General features: G+C 57.6%; 27 protein-coding genes. 26 read left to right on the top strand and 1 reads right to left on the bottom strand.

Annotated features, from left to right (window positions below):
• Positions 1–645: 645 nt before the first annotated feature.
• The 9 genes from BN1189_RS00160 to rsmI all read left to right on the top strand — a co-directional run bounded on the left by BN1189_RS00160 (position 646) and on the right by rsmI (position 7,308).
• Entirely contained in the window at positions 646–2,097 is a 1,452-nt protein-coding gene (locus BN1189_RS00160) for an aminotransferase class I/II-fold pyridoxal phosphate-dependent enzyme (RefSeq protein ID WP_040224460.1), read from the top strand.
• Positions 2,094–2,726: a dTMP kinase gene (gene tmk / locus BN1189_RS00165; RefSeq protein ID WP_040224462.1), complete on the top strand. Its 633-nt coding sequence runs from the start codon at positions 2,094–2,096 to the stop codon at positions 2,724–2,726. The genes BN1189_RS00160 and tmk overlap by 4 nt, the downstream gene beginning before the upstream one ends.
• A gap of 49 nt (positions 2,727–2,775) precedes the next feature.
• Positions 2,776–3,105 (top strand): cyclic-di-AMP receptor, encoded by a 330-nt coding sequence (locus BN1189_RS00170; RefSeq protein WP_040224464.1) that lies wholly within the window; start codon positions 2,776–2,778, stop codon positions 3,103–3,105.
• Between the two features lie 72 nt (positions 3,106–3,177).
• The gene (gene holB / locus BN1189_RS00175; protein ID WP_040224466.1) at positions 3,178–4,182 is read left to right on the top strand and encodes a DNA polymerase III subunit delta'; all 1,005 of its coding nucleotides are present in this window, start codon (positions 3,178–3,180) and stop codon (positions 4,180–4,182) included.
• Positions 4,172–4,978, top strand: coding sequence for a PSP1 domain-containing protein (locus tag BN1189_RS00180; RefSeq protein WP_040224467.1), 807 nt, complete (start codon positions 4,172–4,174; stop codon positions 4,976–4,978). The genes holB and BN1189_RS00180 overlap by 11 nt, the downstream gene beginning before the upstream one ends.
• Before the next feature lie 24 nt (positions 4,979–5,002).
• Positions 5,003–5,365 carry a DNA replication initiation control protein YabA gene (gene yabA, locus BN1189_RS00185; protein WP_040224470.1) on the top strand — a complete coding sequence of 121 codons (363 nt, stop codon included), beginning with the start codon at positions 5,003–5,005 and terminating at the stop codon, positions 5,363–5,365.
• 59 nt (positions 5,366–5,424) lie between these two features.
• On the top strand, positions 5,425–6,174 hold the full coding sequence (locus BN1189_RS00190) for a tRNA1(Val) (adenine(37)-N6)-methyltransferase (RefSeq protein WP_040224473.1): 750 nt from the start codon (positions 5,425–5,427) through the stop codon (positions 6,172–6,174).
• A complete protein-coding gene (locus BN1189_RS00195) occupies positions 6,158–6,436 on the top strand; it encodes a GIY-YIG nuclease family protein (protein WP_040224474.1) in 279 nt (92 codons plus the stop codon). Before BN1189_RS00190 ends, BN1189_RS00195 begins: the two co-directional genes overlap by 17 nt.
• Positions 6,433–7,308: a 16S rRNA (cytidine(1402)-2'-O)-methyltransferase gene (rsmI, locus tag BN1189_RS00200; RefSeq protein WP_040224475.1), complete on the top strand. Its 876-nt coding sequence runs from the start codon at positions 6,433–6,435 to the stop codon at positions 7,306–7,308. The genes BN1189_RS00195 and rsmI overlap by 4 nt, the downstream gene beginning before the upstream one ends.
• 49 nt (positions 7,309–7,357) lie before the next feature.
• Here rsmI and BN1189_RS00205 read toward each other — a convergent pair whose 3' ends face one another.
• Positions 7,358–7,648, bottom strand: a complete 291-nt coding sequence (locus tag BN1189_RS00205) for an AbrB/MazE/SpoVT family DNA-binding domain-containing protein (protein WP_040224476.1) — start codon at positions 7,646–7,648, stop codon at positions 7,358–7,360.
• A gap of 323 nt (positions 7,649–7,971) precedes the next feature.
• Between BN1189_RS00205 and metG the strand changes: the two genes are divergently transcribed.
• The 17 genes from metG to BN1189_RS00290 all read left to right on the top strand — a co-directional run bounded on the left by metG (position 7,972) and on the right by BN1189_RS00290 (position 24,676).
• Positions 7,972–9,936 carry a methionine--tRNA ligase gene (gene metG / locus BN1189_RS00210; RefSeq protein WP_040224478.1) on the top strand — a complete coding sequence of 655 codons (1,965 nt, stop codon included), beginning with the start codon at positions 7,972–7,974 and terminating at the stop codon, positions 9,934–9,936.
• A 240-nt stretch (positions 9,937–10,176) separates the two neighbouring features.
• Positions 10,177–10,950, top strand: coding sequence for a TatD family hydrolase (locus BN1189_RS00215; protein ID WP_040224480.1), 774 nt, complete (start codon positions 10,177–10,179; stop codon positions 10,948–10,950).
• 116 nt (positions 10,951–11,066) lie between these two features.
• Positions 11,067–12,329 carry a G5 and 3D domain-containing protein gene (locus BN1189_RS00220; protein ID WP_040224482.1) on the top strand — a complete coding sequence of 421 codons (1,263 nt, stop codon included), beginning with the start codon at positions 11,067–11,069 and terminating at the stop codon, positions 12,327–12,329.
• Between the two features lie 508 nt (positions 12,330–12,837).
• Positions 12,838–13,416, top strand: coding sequence for a ribonuclease M5 (rnmV, locus tag BN1189_RS00225; protein WP_373604602.1), 579 nt, complete (start codon positions 12,838–12,840; stop codon positions 13,414–13,416).
• Positions 13,409–14,287: a 16S rRNA (adenine(1518)-N(6)/adenine(1519)-N(6))-dimethyltransferase RsmA gene (gene rsmA / locus BN1189_RS00230; RefSeq protein WP_040224484.1), complete on the top strand. Its 879-nt coding sequence runs from the start codon at positions 13,409–13,411 to the stop codon at positions 14,285–14,287. The genes rnmV and rsmA overlap by 8 nt, the downstream gene beginning before the upstream one ends.
• A 161-nt stretch (positions 14,288–14,448) precedes the next feature.
• Complete coding sequence (gene veg / locus BN1189_RS00235; RefSeq protein ID WP_040224486.1) at positions 14,449–14,715, top strand: biofilm formation stimulator Veg; 267 nt, start codon at positions 14,449–14,451, stop codon at positions 14,713–14,715.
• A 116-nt stretch (positions 14,716–14,831) separates the two neighbouring features.
• Positions 14,832–15,017, top strand: a complete 186-nt coding sequence (locus tag BN1189_RS00240) for a small, acid-soluble spore protein, alpha/beta type (protein ID WP_040224488.1) — start codon at positions 14,832–14,834, stop codon at positions 15,015–15,017.
• A gap of 417 nt (positions 15,018–15,434) precedes the next feature.
• A complete protein-coding gene (gene ispE, locus BN1189_RS00245; RefSeq protein WP_040224491.1) occupies positions 15,435–16,301 on the top strand; it encodes a 4-(cytidine 5'-diphospho)-2-C-methyl-D-erythritol kinase in 867 nt (288 codons plus the stop codon).
• Positions 16,302–16,406: 105 nt separating this feature from the next.
• Positions 16,407–17,237, top strand: a complete 831-nt coding sequence (gene purR / locus BN1189_RS00250) for a pur operon repressor (protein WP_040224531.1) — start codon at positions 16,407–16,409, stop codon at positions 17,235–17,237.
• Positions 17,238–17,239: 2 nt separating this feature from the next.
• Complete coding sequence (locus BN1189_RS00255; protein WP_040224493.1) at positions 17,240–17,617, top strand: RidA family protein; 378 nt, start codon at positions 17,240–17,242, stop codon at positions 17,615–17,617.
• Positions 17,618–17,801: 184 nt separating this feature from the next.
• Positions 17,802–18,086: a septation regulator SpoVG gene (gene spoVG / locus BN1189_RS00260; protein ID WP_040224494.1), complete on the top strand. Its 285-nt coding sequence runs from the start codon at positions 17,802–17,804 to the stop codon at positions 18,084–18,086.
• 133 nt (positions 18,087–18,219) lie between these two features.
• Positions 18,220–20,247, top strand: a complete 2,028-nt coding sequence (locus BN1189_RS00265) for a penicillin-binding transpeptidase domain-containing protein (RefSeq protein ID WP_040224495.1) — start codon at positions 18,220–18,222, stop codon at positions 20,245–20,247.
• A gap of 199 nt (positions 20,248–20,446) precedes the next feature.
• Positions 20,447–21,835, top strand: a complete 1,389-nt coding sequence (gene glmU / locus BN1189_RS00270; RefSeq protein WP_040224497.1) for a bifunctional UDP-N-acetylglucosamine diphosphorylase/glucosamine-1-phosphate N-acetyltransferase GlmU — start codon at positions 20,447–20,449, stop codon at positions 21,833–21,835.
• Positions 21,836–21,838: 3 nt separating this feature from the next.
• Positions 21,839–22,798, top strand: coding sequence for a ribose-phosphate diphosphokinase (locus BN1189_RS00275; protein WP_040224499.1), 960 nt, complete (start codon positions 21,839–21,841; stop codon positions 22,796–22,798).
• A 231-nt stretch (positions 22,799–23,029) separates the two neighbouring features.
• Positions 23,030–23,677 carry a 50S ribosomal protein L25/general stress protein Ctc gene (locus BN1189_RS00280; protein WP_040224501.1) on the top strand — a complete coding sequence of 216 codons (648 nt, stop codon included), beginning with the start codon at positions 23,030–23,032 and terminating at the stop codon, positions 23,675–23,677.
• 149 nt (positions 23,678–23,826) lie between these two features.
• Complete coding sequence (gene pth / locus BN1189_RS00285) at positions 23,827–24,390, top strand: aminoacyl-tRNA hydrolase (RefSeq protein ID WP_040224502.1); 564 nt, start codon at positions 23,827–23,829, stop codon at positions 24,388–24,390.
• A gap of 58 nt (positions 24,391–24,448) precedes the next feature.
• The gene (locus BN1189_RS00290) at positions 24,449–24,676 is read left to right on the top strand and encodes an anti-sigma-F factor Fin family protein (protein WP_040224503.1); all 228 of its coding nucleotides are present in this window, start codon (positions 24,449–24,451) and stop codon (positions 24,674–24,676) included.
• Positions 24,677–24,725 lie beyond the last annotated feature (49 nt).

The following is a 24,725-nucleotide window of genomic DNA, read 5'->3' on the forward strand; positions in this document are numbered from 1 at the left end:
ACGTTGCGTATCTAGGATAAAACGTTGTGTATCTAAGGTGAAACGTTGTGTATCTGAGCTGAAACGTTGTTGATCTGAGCCGAAACGTTAATTAGCTAGGCTAAGACGTTAATTTGCGGAGCTGAGATGTTAATTTGCCAAGCCGAAACGTTAATTATCCAGGGATGCAGCTGCCGTCCTTCGTTACGGCGTCGCAAAGCCGTCCACAAGCGGGTGGATTCTTCGAATGATGACACTTATACCCTACCATGGACACAATCAGCAACGCCCATGCCGTGTCCGGCCGGTTCGAGATCGAATGTTCCCGGTTCAGGCCGAAATGCGGACGGTCCGCCGATTTCAAAACCCCCGTATCCGTGGCGCGCCTTTGAATTCACTCAGCGCGCCTTTGAAAAATCCTCTCATGGAAACACACCTTCGAACCACCTTCCCCCCGCCTCTGAAACGCTCCCACGCGCTTCTGAATTCCTCCCGATCAGAAACACACCTTCGAACCACCTTCCCCTCCTCTGAAACGCCCCCCCGCGCTTTCGGAATCTCCCCTAAACACGGGCACCGGCCTAATTTCCTTCCTCTTCCCCCGCCCATGCTATAATGAAGCCGGCAAACCATATACAGACACACACAGACAAAGGGGTTTTCATTATGTTGGACAGGCAACAGCGCCGTCCCGTCGTGGAGATGCTTGAATCCTTTACCGGTACAAATCCGATTTCTTTCCACGTTCCGGGACATAAAGGCGGGGAGTTCTCCGGGTTGCCGGCTTCCGTTCGGGGGATGCTGTCCTGGGACGTCACCGAGCTGCCGGGCCTGGATGATCTGCACGCTCCGGAAGGTCCTATTCTGGAAGCCCAGCAGCTGCTGGCGGAGGCTTACGGGGCAGGCAGGAGCTTTTTCCTTGTCAATGGTTCGACGGGCGGCAACCTGGCGATGATCCTGTCGGTCTGCCGTCCCGGTGACCGGGTGATCGTCCAGCGGAATGCCCATAAGTCCATATTCAACGGTCTCGCGCTTGCGGGGGCCAGGCCGGTTTTCCTGACGCCCGAATGGGATATGCGGACGATGGCGGCCGGCCATGTACCGGCTGCTGTCGTCCGGGAGGCGATCCGGCTTTACCCCGACGCGAAGGCTGTCATCTTGACGAATCCGACCTATTACGGACGGGTCTCGCCTGAACTCGGGACAATCGCCGAAGCCTGCAGGAGGGTGGGCATTCCGTTGCTCGTCGATGAGGCGCACGGGTCGCATTTCGGCATCGGCGAGCCGTTTCCGGAGCCGGCGCTCAGGCAGGGGGCGGACGTCGTTGTCCAGTCGGCGCACAAGACACTGCCGGCGATGACGATGGCCTCGTTCCTGCACGTCTCGAAAGATTCACTGGTCGATCCGTCGGCGGTTGCCCGGCAGCTTGGCATTCTTCAATCGAGCAGTCCGTCTTATCCGCTCATGGCCTCGCTCGACGATGCCCGCCATTTCATCGCCACTTATCGATCGGCGGACATCCGGTCTTTCCTTGACCGCCGCAGGTTCCTGATCGAAGGACTGACAGCGATGCCGTCCCTGTCCGTGATCGAGGCGGATGATCCGCTGAAGCTGCTTCTGCGCACGGAGGGAAGAACAGGCACGGATCTTCAGCGGGCTCTCGGAGCGCAGGGAGTGCACGCCGAACTGGCGGACGACTGCCAAGCCCTGCTTGTCCTGCCTCTGTTGAAGGAAGGGCAGGATGACCGCTTCGCCGAAACGCTCGGACGGATCGGCAGGGCGCTGCAGGACCTGCCGGCAGCCGGGAATCGACCGGAGCCTGAAATTCCTTCACTCCCATCGTCCGTCACGGCTTCCGTCCTGCCGCCCGCAGAGAACCCGCAGTCACCGGCGGAGTGGGTCCATTACACCGAATCGGCGGACCGCATCTCTGCCGCGTCTGTCATCCCTTATCCGCCGGGAATCCCGCTTTTATTGCCGGGAGAACCGATCCGGCGGGAGACGGTCGGGCAGCTCGGCCGCCTGCTTGAGGCCGGCGTCCCGTTCCAGGGGCATCACAGGCTGGAGGACGGACAGGTTCTCGTTCTAATACAGTCATCGGAGGCATATTCTATATGAAGAAAAATGGGTTGTTCATCACACTGGAAGGACCGGACGGGGCCGGGAAAACGTCCGTCATGTCCATTCTCGCCGCCCGTCTTGAAGACAGCGGGGTTCCGCATGTCGTGACCCGCGAACCGGGCGGGGTCCGGATCTCAGAAATGATCCGGGAAATTATCCTGGATCCGTCGCATACTGAAATGGATGCACGGACCGAGGCCCTTCTGTATGCGGCCGCACGCCGCCAGCATCTCGTCGAAGTGATCGAACCGGCCATCCGGGACGGGAAAGCCGTCCTGTGCGACCGGTTCATCGACAGTTCCATCGCCTACCAGGGGGCGGGCCGGGGAATCGGGACGGAGGAAGTCCGGGCGATCAACCGGTTCGCCATCGGGAAAAGGATGCCGGATCTTACCCTTCTCCTGGATCTGCCGGCGGAAGAGGGACTGGCCCGGATCAGCCGCAACAAAGGCCGGGAAGTGAACCGGCTGGATACGGAGGAGCTTGATTTTCACCGGAAAGTACGCAGCGAATACAAGGTGATTGCGCAGGAGGATCCGGACCGTGTGATCGTCATCGATGCGACGGGGACTCTTGAAGAGACGGCGGAAAAGGCCTGGGCTTCGGTAAAAAGCCGCCTGCTCTGATGGTTGTTTGTGATATACTATTATAAAAGCAGGCGAGGAGTTGATCCGAATGAAATTGGTCGTAGCGGTCGTGCAAGACCAGGACAGCAACCGTTTATCCGCCGCATTGACGAAAAGTGATTTCCGTGCCACGAAACTGGCGAGTACCGGCGGGTTCCTCCGCTCGGGCAACACCACGTTCCTCATCGGTACGGATGATCCGCTCGTTCCGAAGCTGCTCGGGCTGATCCGCGAAAATTGCCGTTCCCGTGACCAGATGGTCGCACCGGTTTCCCCGATGGGCGGAAATGCGGATTCGTACATTCCATATCCCGTAGAGGTGGAAGTAGGCGGAGCGACGGTGTTCGTGCTTCCGATCGAGCAGTTCCACCATTTCTGATGAAATCCAGCCAGATGCCCCGTGCCCGGAATCGCCGGACACGGGATTTTTACAAAAAGGAGGCAGGGAAGCATGGAAACTGAATATCCGATCGTCGAGAGGCAGCACGCCGCGATTGCAGGTCTTCGGGCTTCCTTTGCCTCCCGGCGTGTTGCCCATGCCTATCTGATCGAAGGAGTGAAGGGTGCCGGAAAGGAGGCGGTCGCCCGGTTTTTCACTCAGCTCCTCCTCTGCACCGAGCCTGCGGATGCCATGCCGTGCGGAAACTGCCGGAACTGCCGGCGGATCCGCGAGGGGAACCATCCGAACGTTTCGGACATCCGCCCGGACGGCCAGGACATCAAAAAAGGCCAGATTGCCGATCTCATCTACCAGCTGAACAAAACGGGGATCGAGGACGGCAGGAAAATCTATATCATCCACGAAGCGGAACGGATGAACGCATCTGCAGCCAATACGCTCCTGAAGTTCCTCGAAGAGCCGGAAGGCGAAGTGACGGCGATCCTCCTGACCGACACGCTTTCCGCCATTTTGCCGACAATCCGCTCGCGCTGCCTGGAGATCCATCTGCAGCCGCCGCCCCGGGAGCAAGTCATTGAACAGCTTGCCGGAGAGGACGGTCTGACCCGCTCGATGGCCTCGACGGCGACGATGGTGACGGCCGGTCCTGAAGAGGCGCTCGAGCTCGCATCCGGCGAGCTGTTTGGACAGGCCAGGAAAACGGTGTTAAAATTGGTGGAAGCATCGGAAAAAAATATCCAGGAAGCGTTGCTCTTCATCCAGACGGATTGGGGGCTCGTTTTCAAGGAAAAGGACGAGGCCGAGCTTGGTCTTGACCTGCTCCTGTTCGCCTACCGGGACATCGCGGCCGTGAAAGCGGGCCTCGGGACGGTGCTTGCCTATCCGGATCAGCGGGACCAGTGGGAACAGCTGGCACTCCGGATGACATTCGGCAGACTGGCGGACATCCTCGGGGCGATCCTCGGGGCGAAACGGAACCTCCACAGCAATATGAACCGCACGCTTCTGATGGAACAGCTGGTGCTCAACATGCAGGAGGTCAGACATGCTTTATAATGTAGTAGGTGTCCGCTTCAAGAAAGCGGGTAAGATATATTATTTTGATCCGGGCGATTATGCCCTTGTGAAAGACGACTATGTGATCGTCGAGACAGCACGCGGCGTCGAATACGGAAAAGTGGCCATTCCGCCCCGGCGGATGAGCGGCGATGACGTGGTCCTTCCGCTGCGGCTGGTCGTACGGCCGGCGACGGAATCCGACCGCGATACCGTCCTCGACAACGAGGAAGAGGCCATCCGGACGTTCTCCGTCGCCGAGAAGAAGATCGAAGAGCACGGGCTCTGTATGAAGCTCGTCGATGTCGAATACACATTCGACCGCAACAAGATCATCTTCTACTTCACCGCGGACGGCCGGGTCGACTTCCGGAACCTTGTGAAGGATCTCGCGTCGGTATTCAGGACGCGGATCGAACTGCGCCAGATCGGGGTGCGGGATGAGGCGAAGATGCTCGGCGGGATCGGTCCGTGCGGCCGGATGCTCTGCTGCTCGACGTTCCTCGGCGATTTTGAGCCGGTATCGATCAAAATGGCGAAGGACCAGAACCTGTCGCTCAATCCGTCGAAGATCTCCGGACTGTGCGGACGGCTCATGTGCTGCCTGAAGTATGAGAACGATGAATACGAGGAGGCGAAGCGGCTCATGCCGGATGTCGGCACACGGATCACGACTCCGGAAGGCACCGGCAGGGTCGTCGGCCTCAACTTGCTGGAACGGGTTCTCCAGGTGGAACTGTCCGGCGGCCAGAAAGTGATCGATTATACGCTTGACGAGATCATGCAGTCGGTATAATGGCTAGATGATGAGGTGTAGACAATGAAGGACCGGAACTTCTTGGACATGGTCATGGAATTTGGCCAGCAGCTCGAATCGGCGAACCGCCAATTTGCGGAATTGAAGGAATCGGTCGCGCAGGTGATGGAGGAGAACCATGCCCTCCAGATCGAGAATCATCACCTTCGAAAGCGTCTGGAGGAAGTGGACGGGGCGGACGTGAAACAGGCCCTGAAGCCGGGGAAGCGCAAAGCGCCCGCCGGTGCGGAGATCGGTGAGGGTCACGACAACCTCGCCCGTCTGTATAACGAGGGGTTCCACGTCTGCAACGTCCATTTCGGAAGTTCGCGGAAGGGTGAGGACTGCCTGTTCTGCCTGTCATTCCTGAATAAACAGAACGGATAATGTGACCGGCCCCGCCTCGTGCGGGATGCGGTCTTTTCTTTTGGAAAGGAACGAGGCTCATGGATGTACATCTTGAAGGGGACGAGCGCCTGGATGACCTGCTTGCCGAAGGGCTGAAGATCATCCAGAGCCCGACAGTGTTTTCGTTCTCGCTGGACGCGGTGCTTCTGGCGAAGTTCGCATATGTCCCGATCCGCAAGGGCAGCATCATAGACCTGTGTGCGGGAAACGGGGCGATTCCGCTGTTCCTGAGCGCCCGGTCGAAAGCGGAGATCACCGCCGTGGAACTGCAGCCGCGGCTCGCCCGGATGGCGGAACGGAGCGTCCGGCTGAACGGGCTGGAGGACCGGATCCGGATCATCGAGGGAGACGTGAAGGGGATCGCGGACCGGCTCGGCCATGAAAAGCATGACCTGGTCACCTGCAATCCGCCGTATTTTCCGGCCCACGAGCTGAGCGACCGGAACATGCTCGAGGAAGTGGCGATCGCCCGGCATGAGCTTTACTTGACACTCGATGAGGCGGTCGCGAACGCGGGCAGTCTTCTCAAGCAGGGCGGAAAGGCGGCATTCGTCCACCGGCCGGGCCGGCTGCTCGACCTCGTGACCGCCATGCGCGCGAACCGGCTGGAGCCGAAGCGGATCCGGTTTGTTTACCCGAAGCGGGGACGGGAGGCCAATACGCTCCTCATCGAAGGCACGAAAGACGGCAGGCCGGACTTGAAGATCCTGCCCCCTTTGTACGTCTACGAAGAAAACGGCGAGTATACGCCGGAACTGCGGGAGATGCTGTATGGACGGGAAGTCTGACGGCGGGCATGTGCTCTATGTGCTTGAATGTGCGGACGGGACATTCTACGCCGGCTACACGAATGACCTGGAGCGGAGGATCAAGACCCACAACGACGGACGCGGGGCCAAGTATACCCGCGCCCGGCTGCCCGTCCGGTGCATTTTCCACGAAACCTACACGACCAAGCGGGAAGCGATGCAGGCGGAATATGCGTTCAAGCAGCTCAGGCGGGACCGCAAGATCGACTATATGAAAGAGAACGGAGGAGACGGCAGGTGAAAACACAGAAGAGCGTGCAGGACCCCGGGGGCAAGCTGTACCTCGTCGCCACGCCGATCGGCAACCTGGAAGACATGACGTTCCGGGCGATCCGTTTAATGAAGGAATCGGCGGCCATTGCCGCGGAGGATACGCGCAACACGAAAAAGCTGTGCACCCATTTCGGGATCGGGACGACGCTCATCAGCTACCATGAGCACAACCTTGAAGCGGGCGGAGACCGGATCCTCGGCCTGCTCGGAGAAGGGAAGGACGTCGCGCTCGTGAGCGATGCCGGGATGCCGTGCATCTCGGATCCCGGAGCGGACATCGCGGCCAGGGCGATTGCGGAAGGATATGCGGTCGTCCCCGTGCCGGGAGCGAATGCGGCCCTCACTTCCCTCATCGCATCCGGGCTGCCGGCCCAGCCGTTCCTGTTCCATGGTTTTCCGCCGAGGAAGAAGAACGACCGGAAGGAACTGTTTGCACGCCTTGCCGGGAGGATGGAGACGATCATCTTCTACGAATCTCCGCACCGGCTCAAGGATTCCCTCCGGGATATGGAGGAGGCGTTCGGAAAAGACAGGCGCATCGCCCTTGTCAGGGAACTGACGAAGAAATTCGAAGAGATTCTCCGCGGCACGATCGGAGAAGTCTCTGCCTGGGCACGGGAACATGAACTGAAGGGCGAATTCTGTCTCGTCATCGAAGGGACGACTGAAGAACCCGCAGCCGCCGAGACGGAGTGGTGGAACGGGCTCACCGCGAAAGAACATGTGGAGGCGCTCATCGGACAGGAAGGCCTGCCGCCGAAAGAGGCGGTGAAAGCTGCCGCAAAAGCAAGAGGCGAAGCGAAACGGGACGTCTACAGGGCCTACCATATGGATGAATGAAAAAAAGCCGGAACGGGCAATCCCGTTCCGGCCTTTCGATGTGTAAAGATTAGACGTGCTGTTTCTTGCCCATGCGTTCCTGGATTTCCTGGATAAGCTGTTCTGCGCCGGCTTCGCTCAAGATCAGCTTGCCGTCGATCAGGCGGAGGTTGTCATCGGAGACATCTCCTGTGATTGCGCAAGTCATGTTCGGCATGTATTTTTTCAGAATGATTTTCTCGTCGTCCACGTAAATTTCAAGTGCGTCTTTCTCTTTGATGCCCAGTGTGCGACGGAGTTCAATCGGAATGACAACCCGGCCAAGTTCGTCCACTTTTCTTACGATACCAGTCGATTTCATTTAAAACTGCCCCTTTCCTACTCCGCGTGTATTCGTCACAATTCGACAAGGAGTTTGTCATATGTCCATCATACCAACTCCTCCCATTAGCGTCAATTTGTTTTGGTGAAAGTTTTATAGAAACAATCATTTATTTTTCGTTTTAGCAGATTCGTGATAAAAAACATTGTTTTTAAGAGGATTTTCTTAATACGGGTCAAATTTGTGTTAGTAGGTATATAGTAACGGTTGGAAATGCCTATGCGGGACCCGGTCATTGAAGAGCGGACGCCCATCGGCTAAAATGAAAGGAAACGCGATTTGATAAACTGGAGGGCCTTGCCATGAGTTCACAGAATACATTTTACATTACGACGCCGATTTATTACCCGAGCGGAAAATTCCACATCGGGACCGCCTACACGACGGTGGCTTCCGACACGATGGCCCGCTATAAGCGGTTGAGAGGACTGGACGTCCGCTTCCTGACGGGAATGGATGAACACGGGCAGAAGATCCAGCAGAAAGCGGAAGAGGCGGGCATGGATCCCCAAACGTTCGTCGACGGCATCGCGGATAACGCGAAGAAGCTCTGGGACCTCATGGATATCTCGTACGATGACTTCATCCGGACGACGGAACCCCGTCACCGCGAAGGAGTCGAGAAGATCTTCAAGAAGTTCCTCGATAACGGGGACATCTACAAAGGGGAGTACGAAGGGTGGTATTGTACGCCGTGCGAATCGTATTTCACTGAATCCCAGCTCGACAACGGCAACTGCCCGGACTGCGGCCGGCCGGTCCATAAGGTGAAGGAGGAATCGTACTTCTTCAATATGAAGAAATACGCCGACCGTCTTCTCCGCTATTATGAAGAGAATCCGGGCTTCATCCAGCCGGAGTCGAGGAAAAACGAGATGATCAACAACTTCATCAAGCCGGGCCTTGAGGATCTGTCGATTTCCCGGACTTCATTCGACTGGGGCATCCGGGTACCGGGCGATCCGAAGCACGTGATCTACGTATGGGTGGATGCGCTGTCGAACTATATTACGTCGCTCGGTTACGGAACCGATGATGAATCCCTGTTCGAGCGGTACTGGCCTGCGGACGTCCACGTCGTCGGGAAGGACATCGTCCGCTTCCATACGATCTACTGGCCGATCTTCCTCATGGCGCTCGATCTGCCGCTGCCGAAGAAAGTGTTCGCACACGGCTTCATCATGATGAAGGACGGCAAAATGTCAAAATCCAAGGGGAACGTCGTCCATCCGGAAATGCTCGTCGAGCGCTACGGGCTCGATGCCACCCGCTATTTCCTTCTTCGCGAGCTGCCGTTCGGCTCGGACGGAGTGTTCTCGCCGGAAGCGTTTGTCGAGCGTCTGAACTATGACCTGGCGAACGACCTCGGAAATCTGCTCAACCGGACCGTCTCGATGATCAACAAGTACTGCGGCGGCAACGTTCCGGCAAATCCGGAAGGTTCGACCGAGTTCGACGAACCGCTCCGTGAAGTGATGGAAGAGACCGTCAGGAAATACGAGAAAAACATGGACAACATGCAGTTCAGCGTCGTCCTCGCCGATGTGTGGGCACTCATTTCCCGAACGAACAAGTATATCGACGAGACCCAGCCGTGGGTGCTCGCGAAGGACGAGTCGAAAAAAGGCGAGCTGGACTCCGTCATGCGCCACCTCGTCCTCAGCCTGCACGAGACGGCAGTCCTGCTCCAGCCGTTCATGACGAACGCGCCGAAGGAAATCGTCGGCCAGCTCGGCCTCGGCGGGTCCGCGCTCGGCTGGGACATGCTCCTGAACGCGGACGCCGTTCCGGAAGGCGCCAAAGTGGCGGAGAAGGGCGTTCCGGTGTTCCCGCGCCTCGATCCGGAAGTGGAAATCGCCTACATCCGCGGCGAGATGCAAAAGACCGCGAGTCCGGCCGCGCAGGAAGAAGCGGAGCCGGAACAAGAGGAAAAGCCGGACGAGCCGGAAATCACGATCGATGACTTCATGAAAGTCGACCTCAGAGTCGCGACCGTCACCGCCTGCGAGAAGATGCCGAAGGCGGACAAGCTTTTGAAGCTGCAGCTGGACCTCGGCTATGAAACCCGCCAGGTCGTCTCCGGAATCGCCAAGCACTATGAGCCGGAAGCGCTCGTCGGCGAAAAAGTCGTCGTCGTGGCGAACCTGAAGCCGGTCAAGCTCCGCGGCGAGCTGTCCCAGGGAATGATCCTGGCCGGCGAAAAAGACGGTGTGCTGAAACTGGCATCCGTTGACCCGTCGCTCGCCAACGGGGCGAAGGTGAAATAACGGGCAATGTTTTAAAAAGTGGAGGAAACTAGGGAGATTAGTCCCGGTTTTCTCCGTTTTTTTGTATTTATGGGCCCGTTTCTTTGACAAGAACCGGCACTTGGGATATAAATGGCACTGCTCCAAAAGGAGGTTTATTACGAGGGGAAACTCAAGTTGTAAACCAACTGTAATATGAATGTGAAATATGAAATTCTTTTTATGTATAGACTAAAACCATTGCAAGGAGAGTGGCAGACGATGTTGGTTGATACACACGTCCATTTGAATGATGAACAATACGAGGAGGACCTCGATGAAGTGATCCGCCGTGCACTGGATGCCGGCGTCGGCAAGATGGTGGTCGTCGGCTTTGACCGGCCGACCATCAAGCGTGCGCTCGAGCTCGCGGATGAACATCCATTCATCTACGCGGTGATCGGATGGCATCCGGTCGATGCGGTCGACTGCACCGAAGAAGACCTGGAATGGATCGAGAAACTCGCCAAGGAACACCCGAAAGTCGTCGGCATCGGCGAGACGGGACTTGATTATCATTGGGACAAATCGCCGAAAGACATCCAGCAGGAGCTGTTCCGCAAGCAGATCGCCCTTGCCAAGAGGCTCCGACTGCCGGTCATCATCCATAACCGCGACGCCACGGCAGATGTCGTGCGGATCCTCCGCGAGGAAGATGCAGCGGAGACGGGCGGCATCATGCACTGCTTCAGCGGAAGCGTCGAGACGGCAAGGGAATGCATCGCCATGAACTTCATGATCTCGCTCGGCGGTCCGGTCACGTTCAAGAATGCCCGCATGCCGAAGGAAGTGGCGAAGGAAATCCCGCTCGAGCACCTGCTCGTCGAGACGGATGCGCCATACTTGGCGCCCCACCCGAACCGCGGCAAGCGGAACGAGCCGTCCTATGTGCCGCTCGTCGCCGAACAGATCGCCGCGCTGAAAGACATCCCGGTCGAGGAAGTGGCCAGGAAGACGACGGAAAACGCAGTCCGGATTTACGGTTTGGATGAATAATTTAGTAGTTTCATTTCCATACTTCACCTGAAGTCGGCGGAAGTCCGGCAGTCTGGAAGTTTGACTCCCAAAATGGATGCCGATATAATCACTCGGGTGATAAGGAGGAGTTCTTTTTGTTGAATGGTTCCAATAAAAATCTGCGCTTCACAGCCCTGAAAGGGAGGAAGGCCATCATGGCCATCCTGACGGTCGTTCTCTTCGCAGGCGTCATCACTTATGCGGTCTACGAAGGGACCAAGAAGAACGTCACGCTTTCGGCAGACGGGGAAAAGCAGGAGTTCCGCACGCATGCAAAAACAGTGGGGGACCTCTTGTCCGAACAGGAAATCGCCGTCGGAAAGCATGATGATCTATCCCCGGCCAAGGGAGCAGCACTCGAAGACGGCACATCGGTCGAGTGGGTGAAGGCAAGGCAGGTTACGATAAATGTCGACCAGGAAAGCCAGAAAGTCTGGACGACGGAAAAGAATCTCGATGGGCTTCTTGAGCAAGCGGGCATCGAGCTGACGGAGCATGACAGCGTCCAGCCGGAACGCGGAAGCGAACTCGGCGGCACGGACACCGTCACGATTGCAAAAGCATATGAAGTCGCCATGATCGACGGGGGCCAGGAAAGCAAGATCTGGACCACTTCGACTACGGTCGCTGACTTTTTAAAGGACCAGGGAGTCAAGCTTGGGGAACATGACCGGGTAGAACAGGAACTGGACGCACAGGTCCGGCCGGGTTCCGCAGTGAAGGTCGTGCGGGTGGAAAAGGTCACCGATGTAGTGGAAGAACCGATGAACTTCGCCGTTGAGACGAAAAAAGACGCCTCCCTCCTGAAGGGCAGCGAGAAAATCGTCAAGAACGGCCAGGAAGGCAAAGTGCAGCGCACGTACGAAATCGTCAAGGAAGACGGGAAGGAAGTCTCCCGCAAGATGGCTGCCGAAAAAGTGACGAAGCAGCCGGTCAACAAGTTGGTCGCGGTCGGCACACGGACGATGGTCGCAAGCGCCGCACCGGCAAAAAGCAACAGCACCCAGCCGGCCGGCAAAATCGTCCAGGCATCGAACAGCGCTTCCCGCGGGGCGGCACCGTCCGGCGGCAAGGAATTCTACGTCTCGGCCACCGCTTACACCGCCTCGTGCAACGGGTGCTCCGGCATCACGTCCACAGGCATCAACCTGAAGGCCAACCCGAACGCCAAAGTCATCGCCGTCGACCCGAGCATCATCCCGCTCGGATCCAAAGTCTGGGTCGAAGGCTACGGCTACGCAATCGCCGGCGACACCGGCGGCGCCATCAAAGGCCACAAGATCGACCTGTTCGTCGCATCCAAAAGCCAGGCCCAAAGCTACGGACGCAAAAAAGTGAAAATCAAAGTCCTCAACTAACAGCCCCCCCAAGATCCGCAGCTCCGTGCTGCGGATCTTTTGTATGGAGAGGAGGGGGGACAATTAACGAGAGGGGATTTGCAATTAGAGCGTTGGGTTTGCAATTAGGAGAGGTATTGCAATTTAGGAGAGGGGAATTTGCAATTAGCCGGGCAGAATTGCAATTGCCCGCACGCTCGGGATCGTATCTAATTTTTGTGTAAGTCTATCAGTCGAAGAATAAAATTCACACAGAGAATTAGGTAAGATTTAGGATAGGATATGACGAGTGTAATCGGAGCGAGGTTGAGTGTAATCGGGGGACCGCCGAGTGTAATCGCAACGGGGTAATCAGAGCGAGGCGGGGTGCAATCATGTTAACCACAGGTGTCCCGCGGGTTTCTTCTCCTTCTGAACAGAATTGATGGACACCATCTCAACCAGCCGCGGCGCCGGCCGGTCATGAAAAGACGGCATTTCTGTACATCCCGGCCGGCGGCTTGTAAAATTGGAGAAAACGTACGAAAGAATGGGATCGACAGTGCATATTGAAGAAATCATCATCGTTGAGGGGAAGTCGGATACGATTGCGATTCGCCGGGCCACAGGTGCGGACACGATTGAAACGAACGGGTCGGCCGTTTCCCCAGAAACCCTCATGAAAATCCGGCATGCCCAGAAAAAGCGGGGGGTCATCGTATTCACGGATCCCGATTATCCCGGCCGCCGGATCCGGGCGATCATCGAAGAGCAGGTGCCGGGCGTAAAGCATGCCTTCCTGCCGAAGGCGCAGTCCATTTCGAAGAATGGAAAGAAAGTCGGAATTGAGCACGCAACGGACGAGGATATCCGGACTGCGCTTTCGGCGGTCCGGACACCGGGCGTAGAGCAGCACCAGTCTCCCGTGAGCGATGCCGATCTCGTCAGGCTCCGGCTGGCCGGTCACCCCGATGCACGGAAGCGCCGGGACCGGCTCGGGGAAATCCTGATGATCGGTCAGACGAACGCCAAAGGCCTCGTGAAGCGGCTGGCGATGTTCAGAATCGGCCGGGATGAATTTTTGGCGGCACTCGCCGCCGTCGACGAGGAAGGGGAAGACCATGCATAAAGACATTGCAACGCCGGTCAGGACAAAGGAGATCCTGGACAGACACGGTTTTTCATTCAAAAAGAGCCTCGGGCAGAATTTCCTGATCGACCCGAACATCCTTGAAAAGATCACGGGTTTTGCGGGGCTCGACAAATCGGCCGGTGCGATTGAAATCGGGCCGGGGATCGGTGCGCTCACCGAACATCTTGCCAGGAAGGCGGGCAAGGTCGTCGCGTTCGAAATCGATCAGCGGCTGCTGCCCGTCCTGGAAGATACGCTTTCCCCTTATGACAATGTAAAGGTCATCCACTCAGATATCCTGGAAGCGGACGTGGCGGAAGTGATCCGCCGGGAGTTTTCGGGGCTGGAGCGGGTGGCCGTCGTGGCGAATCTTCCGTATTACGTCACGACGCCGATCCTCATGAAGCTCCTCGAAGCGAAACTTCCGATCGATTCGCTCACCGTCATGATGCAAAACGAAGTGGCGGACCGGATCAGCGCGCGCCCTTCCACGAAGGAGTATGGCTCGCTCTCGATCGCCGTCCAGTATTATACCGAGGCGGAAAAGGTCATGATGGTACCGAAGACGGTCTTCATGCCGCAGCCGAACGTCGCTTCAGCCGTGGTTCATCTGAAAATGCGGGAGCACCCGCCGGTCCAGGTGGAGAACGAGGAGTTTCTGTTCAAGGTGGCGAGGGGATCGTTTGTCCAGCGTCGGAAGACGATCCTGAACAACCTGCAGGCTTCGATGCCGGACGGCAAGCAGCACAAGGAGAAGATCGTGGCGGCACTGACAGCGGCGGGCGTGGACCCCGGACGGCGCGGCGAAACCCTGACGCTGCAGGAATTCGGCCGGTTGGCGGATTCTTTGTACCCGGTTTTCGGTTGATCTGTTTCTCAATTGTTACAATTTTTTTGCAGTGCGCTTAAAATTAGATGAAACCGCCCGAAAATCATTGACATCCGAATGGGTCACTGATAAAATTATAAATTTTAATTGACAGAAATCTCTTGGTGTGTTATGCTTGGCCTTAGTGAGGTGTAAGCGATATGCCAAAAACATTAGCTGATATCAAGAAGTCGCTGGATTCACACTTGGGGCAGCGTTTGCATTTGAAGGCAAACGGCGGTCGCAAGAAGACGATTGAAAGAGCCGGTGTCCTTCGGGAAACGTATCATGCCGTCTTTGTCATTGAGCTCGACCAGGATGAACATGCGTTTGAACGGGTATCCTACAGTTATACCGACGTTCTGACGGAAGCTGTTGAACTCACCTTCTTCAACGGCGCAGAGAAAATGGATTTTGTCGTTAAGTAATGGTCTCATTTATCATGGACTTGACACCCGGGCCTTCCGCTTTGGAAGGTATTCCCCGGGTGTTTTTTCTGTTTCCGGCCATACTACGCTTGTCAGCCGAATGAGGAGGAAACCAAATGGCTAGAAACGGCGGAGTAATGTCCCAGCGTCTGAAGGAAGAGATCGCGAAGGAACTTGGATTTTACGATGTTGTGCAGCAGGAAGGTTGGGGCGGCATCAAGGCACGCGACGCAGGCAACATGGTGAAACGTGCAATCGAGATGGCGGAGCGGGGAGTCAACGGTCAAAACGGCCCGAAATAAACCCTCAGACCCGGAATCCAAAAACGGCTGACACCGGGGCAGGCGGATCTGATCCGCCTGCTTTTTTAATTTGTCCTTGGAGGCCGAGTCGTCCGCATTCCGCTTCGAGTCGTCCGCATATCGGTCTGAGTCGTCCGCATCCGCCCCCGAGTCGTCCAGGTTTTTTATTCCAGGCGGGTCTCCCGGCCGAGTCGTCCGCATATCGGTCTGAGTCGTCCGCATCCGGCCCCGAGTCCCGGTTTTTTATTCCAGGAGGGTGTCCCGGCCGAGTCGTCCGCATCCGGGCTCGAGTCGTCCAGGTTTTTTATTCCAGCCTGACCTTCCCCGCGGGTTGCACTGCTTTTATCCTTTTGTTCCTTCCAACCTGATGGGCGTATGGTAAAATAGGGGCACTGAATTGAGTTGGAGGTGCCATCCATGCTTCATGAAAAAGCACCGGCGAAGATCAATCTGACACTCGATGTCCTCGGAAAGCGGCCGGATGGCTACCATGAGGTAGAGATGATCATGACGACGGTGGATCTGGCGGACCGGCTGTCGATCGCGCCTGCGAAGGACGGGAAGATCCGCATCCTGTCTTCTGACCGGTATGTTCCAGATGACAAGCGGAATCTGGTCTGGCAGGCGGCCGAGCTGATCCGCAAGAAATACGGGATCACGAGCGGGGTGACGTTTACGCTGGAGAAGCGGATTCCGGTCGCCGCGGGACTGGCGGGGGGAAGCAGTGACGCGGCTGCGGCGCTCCGGGGCCTGAACCGGCTTTGGGGGCTCGGCCTTTCTCTCGGTGAGTTGGCGGAAATCGGCGCGGACATCGGATCGGATATTCCGTTCTGCGTCCACGGGGGAACGTCGCTGGCGACAGGCCGGGGGGAGAAGCTCCGCCATCTTCCCCCGCCGCCGAACTGTTGGGTGATCCTCGCCAAGCCGGACATCGGCGTGTCCACTGCGGACGTCTACGGGCGGCTCGACTTGAAACGGATGCGCCACCCGGACACGCCGGCGATGGAAGCCGCACTCCGGGCTTCAGACTACGAGGCGATGTGCCGTTCGGTCGGGAACGTTCTCGAGCCGGTGACGATGGACATGCATCCCGAAGTGGCGATGCTGAAAAATGGAATGAAGCGGTTCGGAGCCGACACGGTCCTCATGAGCGGAAGCGGGCCGACCGTCTACGGGCTCGTCTCCTCCGAAGCGAGGGTGCCGCGCATTGTGAACGGGCTCCGCGGCTTCTGTCCGGAAGTCCATGCCGTCCGGATGCTCGGCGACGGCCTGCCGCTTGATTAAATCCGGACGTTTGTGTTAATGTTATGAAAAATGTTCGTGATTTAGGAGGTCTGGCGATTTCGTTTGATCGGAAGCCCGGACCGACAGAAACAAGAGGTGAATCCGTTGAAATGGAAGCGCAGTGAACGGCTTGTCGATATGACGCAACACCTGCTCGCCAACCCGCATACCTTGATCCCGCTGACTTACTTTTCCCAGGCTTATGAAGCGGCCAAGTCCTCGATCAGCGAAGATCTGGCTATCGTCAAGGAGACGTTCGAGGAGCGCGGAACGGGCCGTCTCATCACGGTTCCCGGTGCGGCCGGCGGCGTGAAATACATACCGGAAGTGAGCGCGGACGAGGCTGGGGAGATCATCGGGGAGCTGATCCATTCTCTTGAAGATCCGGACCGGCTGCTGCCGGGCGGCTATCTGTACATGACCGACCTTCTCGGTGACCCGCGTCTGCTCGACCGGATCGGCAAGCTGTTCGCTTCCAGATTCTCGGGCCGGAAGATCGATGCGATCATGACCGTGGCGACGAAGGGAATTCCGATCGCCCATGCCATCGCCCGCCACCTGAATGTGCCGGTCATCGTCGTCCGCCGGGACAGCAAGGTGACAGACGGCCCGACGGTGAGCATCAACTATGTGTCCGGCTCGGCACACCGCATCCAGACGATGGTCCTGCCGAAGCGCAGCATGAAAAGCGGCCAGCACGTCCTGCTCACCGATGACTTCATGAAAGTCGGGGGGACGATGAACGGCATGAAGAACCTGCTCGCCGAATTCGGCTGCGAGCCGGCGGGGGTCGCCGTGCTCGTGGAGTCGGAGGATGTTCAGGAAGAGCGCCTCGTGGAGGATTATCTGTCCCTTGCCCTGCTCAAGAGTGTGAATGAAAAAGAACGGACGATCGAACTCGTCGAAGGAAACTATTTCACGAAAGGCGGTAATTGACCATGAAAGTCATCTCAACCGAAAAAGCACCTGCAGCCATCGGACCTTATTCGCAGGGAATCGTGACGGGCGGTATCGTCTACACATCGGGCCAGATCCCGCTCACGCCGGAAGGCAGCCTCATTGACGGTTCCGTCGAAGAACAGACGCACCAGGTCTTCAAAAACCTCTCCGCTGTTCTCGAGGCGGGCGGGTCGTCGCTCGACCGCGTCGTGAAGGCCACCGTATTCATTGCGGACATGAACGACTTCGGCACGATCAATGACATTTATGCTTCTTATTTCGGCGACCACAAGCCGGCCCGTTCATGCGTGGAAGTGGCCCGGCTGCCAAAAGACGTCAAAGTGGAAATCGAAGCGGTCGCGCTGGCGGCGGAATAATCGATGGATTGAATGCAAGACGGCAGTTCCCGACAACGGGGACCGCCGTCTTTTTGCATGGGCAGGAAAAAGGGGAACAAGCCAAATTGAATAGTTAAAAAATTTAGTATTGTAAGAAGGACTATTTACCTTTATATTGAATGTATACCTATAATGCCGACAGATTGCGGAAGGTGGTGAGATTGTGGAAGTAACTGACGTAAGACTTCGTAGAGTTGAGACCGATGGCCGTATGCGCGCCATTGCTTCCATCACGATCGATGATGAGTTCGTCGTCCATGACATCCGGGTCATCGACGGCAATGACGGCCTGTTTGTGGCGATGCCGAGCAAGCGGACCCCGGACGGTGAATTCCGTGATATTGCACATCCGATCAATTCGGGCACCCGCCAGAAGATCCAGGATGCGGTTCTCGGGGCCTACCATCTGACGAAAGAAGAGCCGAAACTTGAAGAGGCAGGGGCCTGAGCCCCCGTACATAGCCGCTCCCGCATCCGGGGGCGGCTTTTCGCCGCTCCGGCCGCCGGTCTTTCAGGAGGCTTATCCTTTTTCCGTTTTGAACTTCTTGATAAGATGGAAAAAGGAATAAGGAGGAACAATCATGAAGAAGATTTTGCTGGGCATCCTGGCAGTCGCCCTGCTCGCCGCTTTGTCGGGATGCCGGGAGAAAGTGACGCCGGAAGATCGCCTCGCCGATTATATCAGCCACTGGAACAAAGGTGACTTCACCGACATGTACAGCAGCTTTTTGACGCAAGAAACAAAAGACGCCTTTCCGGAAGAGGATTTCGCCGACCGCCAGCAGAAACTGCAGGAGGATCTCGGAATCCACGACTTGAAAGTGACCTATCAGAAGCCCGAGAAAGGGACCAAGTGGGACAAGGAAGAACCTGCCGTCTTTCCGGTCGAGGTGAAGATGGAAACGGCCGCCGGTCCGGTGGAGTTCGAAAAAGAGATGACTCTCCTGCATGAGAAACAGGGGGATGACGAGAACTGGTTCGTAGAGTGGGACCCGTCGTTCATCTTCCCGGATCTCGAGGCGGACGATGAGATCGGCGTGACCCGCATAGAGGCGGAGCGCGGGGAAATCGTGGACCGCAACGGGCTTCCGCTCGCCAAAAACGGGACCGGCTACAACATCGGCATCGTCCCGGAGAAGCTGACGGATGAGTCGAAGAAAGCGGAAATCGCCGGGCTTCTCGGCACGACTGTCGAAGCGATCGATGCGAAGCTGAACCAGGGGTGGGTGAAGCCGGATCTGTTCGTGCCGGTCGGCAAAGCCTCAGCGGATGACGGGGAGCTTCTCGACAAGCTCGTCGCCATTCCGGGAGTCGGCGCGCAGCAGACGAAGATGCGCGTTTATCCTTACGGGGCGGCGGCAGCCCACCTGACAGGGTACATCGGGCCGATTTCCGCCGAGCAGCTGGAAAAGCTGAAGGACAAAGGATATACCGAAACCGACCAGATCGGCCGCCGGGGCCTGGAAAGCCTCCTTGAAGACCGGCTGCGCGGCACGGACGGCATGAAGATCTACATCAAAAAGACCGGGGAAGGCGCAGAACCCGTAACCGTAGCCGAGACACTGCCGGAAAACGGGGAAACCGTAAAGCTTGCGGTCGATGCCATGTTCCAGAAGGCGGCCTATGATGCGATGAAAGGCGAGCCCGGAGCGGCTGCGTCCGTCGATCCGAAAACCGGCGAAGTGCTGGCGCTCGTCAGTTCCCCGGCGTACGATCCGAATGAATTCATCCTCGGCGTGAGCGGGGAGCGGTATCAGGCGCTTGAATCGGATCCGGACACGCCGCTGTTCAACCGGTTCGCGCAGAGCTACGCGCCCGGATCGGCCATCAAGCCGATCACCGCCGCAATCGGCATGGAATCCGGAAAGCTGGACCCGGCGGAAGGCCTGACGATCGACGGCAAGACATGGCAGAAAGACGCTTCCTGGGGCAATTACCGGGTCTCGCGCCTGCATGCGGACGCGCCCAATCCGATCGACCTGAACAAGGCGTTGATCTACTCGGACAACATCTACTTTGCCCGGCAGGCGCTGGACATGGGCAAAGGGACGCTCACCGAAGGCCTGAAGAAATACGGGTTCGGCGAGGAGATTCCGCTCGATCTGATGAAGCTCAAATCGTCCCAGATCTCAAACGACGGATCGATCGGCTCGGAGGGGCAGCTTGCGGACACGTCGTTCGGACAGGGGCAGATGCTCGCAAACATCCTGCACCTCGCCTCCATGTATGAGCCGTTCGTGACGAACGGGCCGATGTATAAGCCGACACTGCTGCTGGACGCGGCGGATGCCGAGGTCTGGAAAGAGAATGTAATCGGAGCCGACACCGCGGCGGCCATCCGGACGATCCTGCGCAATGTCGTCCTGGACGGCTACGCCCAGTCTGCCAACCTTCCCGACATCCCGATCGCCGGGAAGACGGGGACGGCAGAGCTGAAATCGGCCGGGGAGACGAGCGGCAAGGAAAACGGCTATTTCGTGTCTTTCAATCCGGATAATCCGGCGTTCATCCTGGCGATGATGGTGGAGAGCGTTGAAGACAACGGCGGCAGCGATTATGTTGCAGCCATGTCCGCGGAAGTCTACAAAAAGATGACGGAAGGCCGCTGAATGATGAATACGGAGGCTTCGGAAGTTCCCCCGCAACAGGGGCATCCGAAGCCTTTTTTGATTCCTGATGCGGTCCCCGGATTCCCGCGGCGGACCACGGACTGTCTGCACTGTCAAGATCAGGCCTATTATTTGTTGAAAAAAAGCATGTTTTCGTCTATCGTTAATTAGAAGAAAACCATGATTGGGGACTTGCCTGATGACAAATACATATGCAGTAGTGCTGGCTGCCGGCCAGGGCACCCGCATGAAGTCGAAAAAATATAAAGTGCTCCATCCGGTCTGCGGAAAACCGATGGTCAGCCATGTCATTGACCACATCCAGAGTCTGGGTGCGGACCGCATCGTCACGATCGTCGGCTTCGGCGCGGAACTCGTCGAAGAGGAAGTCGGGGACCGCAGCGAGTTCGTGCTGCAGGAAAAGCAGCTCGGGACCGGCCATGCCGTCCAGCAGGCGGAAGAGCTCATCGGGGACCTGGACGGCACGACGATCGTCGTCTGCGGGGACACGCCGCTCATCACGCCGGAAACGATGGCCGCGCTCGTCGCGCATCACAACGGGACCGGCGCCAAGGCGACTATCCTCACCGCCTATGCGGAAGATCCGACGGGCTATGGACGCGTCATCCGGGATGAATCGGGCCATGTGCTCCGCATTGTCGAGCAGAAGGATGCAACGGATGCGCAGAAGCAGGTGAAGGAGATCAACACCGGCACTTATTGCTTCGATAACCGGACGCTTTTCGAAACGCTCCGCAAAGTCGGCAACGACAATGCCCAGGGCGAGTATTATCTGCCGGATGTGTTCGGCATTCTCCAGCAGGAGGGGGACACGATCGCGGCGTATGCGACCCTTGATTTCGATGAGACGCTCGGCGTCAATGACCGGGTCGTGCTCGCGGAAGCCGAGCGCGTGATGCGCAAGCGGATCGCCGAACATCATATGCGCAACGGCGTATCGATCATCGATCCGGCAGCCACCTACATCAGCGCGGACGCAGAAATCGGCCAGGACACGGTCCTTCTTCCCGGTACGGTGATCGAAGGCAAGACGATCATCGGGGAAGACTGCACGATCGGCCCGGACAGCCAGATCACGGAAAGTGTCGTCGCGGACCGCGCGGTCATCCGGCAGTCGGTCGTCGTCGCGAGCAAAATCGGTGAAGATGCGGCAGTCGGCCCGTTCGCCCATATCCGTCCCGACACCGAGCTCGGCAGCAGCGTGAAGGTCGGAAACTTCGTCGAAGTGAAGAAATCGGTGATCGGAGACGGCAGCAAAGTGTCCCATCTCAGCTACATCGGGGACGCCGATCTCGGCGAACGCGTGAATATGGGCTGCGGCACGATCACCGTCAATTACGACGGCGTGAACAAATACCGGACGACCGTGGAGGATGATGCATTCGTCGGCTGCAACTCCAACCTCGTCGCCCCGGTCAAAGTCGGAAAAGGCGCCTATGTGGCGGCCGGATCGACGGTGACCAAGAATGTTCCGGAAGATGCCCTTGCAATTGCCCGCTCCAGGCAGGAGAATAAGGAAGGCTATGTCCAAAAACTGAACAAGAAGCGATCGGGAGGAGCAAACTAAAAAATGGCGAATCATTATCCGAACGACAAACTGAAGATTTTTTCGTTGAACTCCAACGAATCATTGGCGCGTGAGGTGGCTGAAGAAATCGGCCGCCCACTCGGAAAATGCTCGGTCAACCGTTTCAGCGACGGGGAAGTACAGATCAACATCGAAGAAAGCATCCGCGGCTGCGATGTCTTCATCATCCAGTCGACGTCCGCTCCGGTGAACGAGAACCTGATGGAGCTGCTCATCATGCTGGACGCCGTGAAGCGCGCCTCGGCCCGCACGATCAATGTCGTCATGCCGTACTACGGCTATGCGCGCCAGGACCGGAAAGCGCGTGCCCGCGAGCCGATCACCGCCAAGCTCGTCGCAAACCTGCTTGAGACGGCCGGCGCCAACCGGGTCATCGCGCTGGACCTCCATGCGCCGCAGATCCAGGGATTCTTCGACATTCTGATCGACCATCTCGTCGCCGTCCCGATCCTGTCCGATTACTTTGAAGACAAAAATATCGACAACGAAGAACTCGTCATCGTCTCTCCGGACCACGGCGGCGTAACCCGCGCCCGGAAGATGGCCGACCGCCTGAAGGCGCCGATCGCCATCATCGACAAACGCCGGCCGCGCCCGAACGTGGCCGAAGTGATGAACATCGTCGGGAACGTCGAAGGCAAGACGGCGATCCTCATCGACGACATCATCGACACCGCCGGCACGATCACAATTGCGGCAAATGCCCTCGTCGAAAGCGGCGCGAAGGAAGTCTACGCCTGCTGCACGCATCCGGTCCTCTCCGGCCCGGCAATCGAGCGCATCGACAACTCGAAGATCAAAGAGCTGGTCATCACCAACTCGATCGAACTTCCGGAAGGCAAGCAATCACCAAAAATCCACACACTGTCCGTTGCCCCGCTGCTCGCCGACGCCATCATCCGCGTCTTCGAAAACAAATCCGTCAGCACGCTCTTCAACTGATCGGTCCAAAAGCAGCAACGACCAGGCAGGAGCCCCGCCGCACGCCGCGGAACGGGGCCCCTGCTTTTTTCGATTCAGATGATTGCTGCGGAACAGGCCGCTGATTTCCGTTTTCGCCTGCAACGGAAATCAATCATCATCATCACTCTTCCGTCAAAATTCCCTGAAATGTTTTAACTCTTTATGAATAGGGTATAAGTATAGTCAGAGAATATAGGGATGGTGACTTGAATGGTAAACACGATTAAAGCAGAGCGAAGGGAAAGTTCAAGGCGGTCAGATTTATCGGCATTGCGCAATGGGGGATACATACCGGCGGTCGTCTACGGCTATCAGCTGGAAAACGTCCCGGTGGCGGTCAGCGAGCGGGAACTCACGATGACGCTCCGGGAAGTCGGCCGGAATGGGGTCATCCGTCTGGAAGTCGAAGGGAAGCCCGTGAACGTGATCCTGAACGACTATCAGCTGGACGTGCTGAAGGGCGACTTCAGGCACGCCGATTTCTTGGCGATCGACATGAACGAAGAACTTGAAGCCGAAGTGAACATCACGCTGCTCGGGGACGAAGATGCACCGGGCGTGAAAGAAGGCGGGACGATCAACCAGCCGCTCTGGACGGTCAATGTGAAAGCGAAGCCGTCTGATGTGCCGGAGACGCTCGAAGTCGATGTTTCGGGGCTCCAGGTCGGGGAAACGCTCACAATCGGTGACGTGAAGGCAAGCTGGGGCGTCGAAGTCACGGATGAAGATGACGCCGTCCTCGTGACCATCACCGCTCCGCGCACACAGGAAGAGATGGATTCGCTTGACGAAGAGCCGGCTGAGACAACCGCCGAGCCGGAAGTCATCGGCGAAAAAGAAGGATCCGAAAACGAATAATTTCCACACGGCCGGGAAGGCTGCCGCACTGCCGGCAGCCTTCCTTTCGTCTTGCGCAGTCCCGGCCGACCGGTCCCGGCGCTTTTATACCGCCCGATCGGCCGGATGTGCTAAAATGGGTAGCATCACGGCCATAGAGGAAGATGAGGATGAAAATGATCGTCGGGCTCGGAAATCCGGGCCGGCAGTATGAACATACGCGCCACAACATCGGGTTCGACGCCGTTGACCGGCTTGCGGACAGATGGGGTGCCGCGCTCAATCAAATCAAATTCAACGGCATGTATGCGACCGTCCATCGCCCGGAGGGGAAGGTGCTGCTCGTCAAGCCGCTCACCTACATGAACCTTTCCGGGGAGTGCGTCCGTCCGATGATGGACTACTTCGACGTGGCCGACGAGGACCTGGTCGTCATCTATGACGATCTGGACCTGCCGCCCGGGAAGCTCCGCCTCCGCCAAAAAGGCAGCGGCGGCGGCCACAACGGCATGAAATCGATCATCCAGCATCTCGGATCGCAGGAATTCAACCGCATCCGCGTCGGCATCGGCCGCCCGGACGGTCCGATGGCGATCACCGACTATGTGCTCTCCCGGTTCTCGAAAGAGGAAGAGCCGGTCATGCGGGATGCGGCCGACGGGGCGGCGGATGCGTGCGAGGCATTTCTCGCACGCGATTTCCTCGACGTCATGAACGATTTCAACGCCCGCTGAGCATAACTCTTTCTTTGCCCGCCTATACTGTGGGAAAAGGAAGGAGGGGCCGCCTGCGATGGCAATCCGCTACCGCTGCCGTCACTGCGAGACGGAGGTCGGCCGGCTCCCGTTCGGATCCGCTGAAGAGGTGCGCTCGCTGCACCGCCTGGCGGACGGGGATTCGGATGACTTCATTACCGAAGGGGAGGACGGCGAAGTGACCGTGCAGTGCATCTGTGAGCACTGCGAGGAGTCGCTTGACCGGTTTCCCGACTACTACGCGCTGCAGAAATGGCTGCAATGAAGCCGTTGCTTTGGCACCCGAAAAGGGTCCAAGGCTTTTTCTGTTTTCT

This window comes from Bhargavaea cecembensis (assembly GCF_000826125.2).
In the GTDB taxonomy this organism is placed as follows: Bacteria; Bacillota; Bacilli; order Bacillales_A; family Planococcaceae; genus Bhargavaea; species Bhargavaea cecembensis_B.

Bases quoted from the DNA above. Each gene is read 5' to 3' on its own strand.
- BN1189_RS00255 (WP_040224493.1), top strand. From the start codon at position 17,240: ATGAAAGTCATCTCAACCGAAAAAGCACCTGCAGCCATCGGACCTTAT.
- veg (WP_040224486.1), top strand. From the start codon at position 14,449: ATGCCAAAAACATTAGCTGATATCAAGAAGTCGCTGGATTCACACTTG.
- BN1189_RS00240 (WP_040224488.1), top strand. From the start codon at position 14,832: ATGGCTAGAAACGGCGGAGTAATGTCCCAGCGTCTGAAGGAAGAGATC.
- BN1189_RS00215 (WP_040224480.1), top strand. From the start codon at position 10,177: ATGTTGGTTGATACACACGTCCATTTGAATGATGAACAATACGAGGAG.
- BN1189_RS00195 (WP_040224474.1), top strand. From the start codon at position 6,158: ATGGACGGGAAGTCTGACGGCGGGCATGTGCTCTATGTGCTTGAATGT.
- yabA (WP_040224470.1), top strand. From the start codon at position 5,003: ATGAAGGACCGGAACTTCTTGGACATGGTCATGGAATTTGGCCAGCAG.
- BN1189_RS00170 (WP_040224464.1), top strand. From the start codon at position 2,776: ATGAAATTGGTCGTAGCGGTCGTGCAAGACCAGGACAGCAACCGTTTA.
- BN1189_RS00190 (WP_040224473.1), top strand. From the start codon at position 5,425: ATGGATGTACATCTTGAAGGGGACGAGCGCCTGGATGACCTGCTTGCC.
- BN1189_RS00265 (WP_040224495.1), top strand. From the start codon at position 18,220: ATGAAGAAGATTTTGCTGGGCATCCTGGCAGTCGCCCTGCTCGCCGCT.
- BN1189_RS00275 (WP_040224499.1), top strand. From the start codon at position 21,839: ATGGCGAATCATTATCCGAACGACAAACTGAAGATTTTTTCGTTGAAC.
- metG (WP_040224478.1), top strand. From the start codon at position 7,972: ATGAGTTCACAGAATACATTTTACATTACGACGCCGATTTATTACCCG.
- pth (WP_040224502.1), top strand. From the start codon at position 23,827: ATGAAAATGATCGTCGGGCTCGGAAATCCGGGCCGGCAGTATGAACAT.
- rnmV (WP_373604602.1), top strand. From the start codon at position 12,838: ATGGGATCGACAGTGCATATTGAAGAAATCATCATCGTTGAGGGGAAG.
- tmk (WP_040224462.1), top strand. From the start codon at position 2,094: ATGAAGAAAAATGGGTTGTTCATCACACTGGAAGGACCGGACGGGGCC.
- BN1189_RS00290 (WP_040224503.1), top strand. From the start codon at position 24,449: ATGGCAATCCGCTACCGCTGCCGTCACTGCGAGACGGAGGTCGGCCGG.
- holB (WP_040224466.1), top strand. From the start codon at position 3,178: ATGGAAACTGAATATCCGATCGTCGAGAGGCAGCACGCCGCGATTGCA.
- BN1189_RS00180 (WP_040224467.1), top strand. From the start codon at position 4,172: ATGCTTTATAATGTAGTAGGTGTCCGCTTCAAGAAAGCGGGTAAGATA.
- BN1189_RS00160 (WP_040224460.1), top strand. From the start codon at position 646: ATGTTGGACAGGCAACAGCGCCGTCCCGTCGTGGAGATGCTTGAATCC.
- BN1189_RS00280 (WP_040224501.1), top strand. From the start codon at position 23,030: ATGGTAAACACGATTAAAGCAGAGCGAAGGGAAAGTTCAAGGCGGTCA.
- rsmA (WP_040224484.1), top strand. From the start codon at position 13,409: ATGCATAAAGACATTGCAACGCCGGTCAGGACAAAGGAGATCCTGGAC.
- BN1189_RS00205 (WP_040224476.1), bottom strand. From the start codon at position 7,648: ATGAAATCGACTGGTATCGTAAGAAAAGTGGACGAACTTGGCCGGGTT.
- ispE (WP_040224491.1), top strand. From the start codon at position 15,435: ATGCTTCATGAAAAAGCACCGGCGAAGATCAATCTGACACTCGATGTC.
- glmU (WP_040224497.1), top strand. From the start codon at position 20,447: ATGACAAATACATATGCAGTAGTGCTGGCTGCCGGCCAGGGCACCCGC.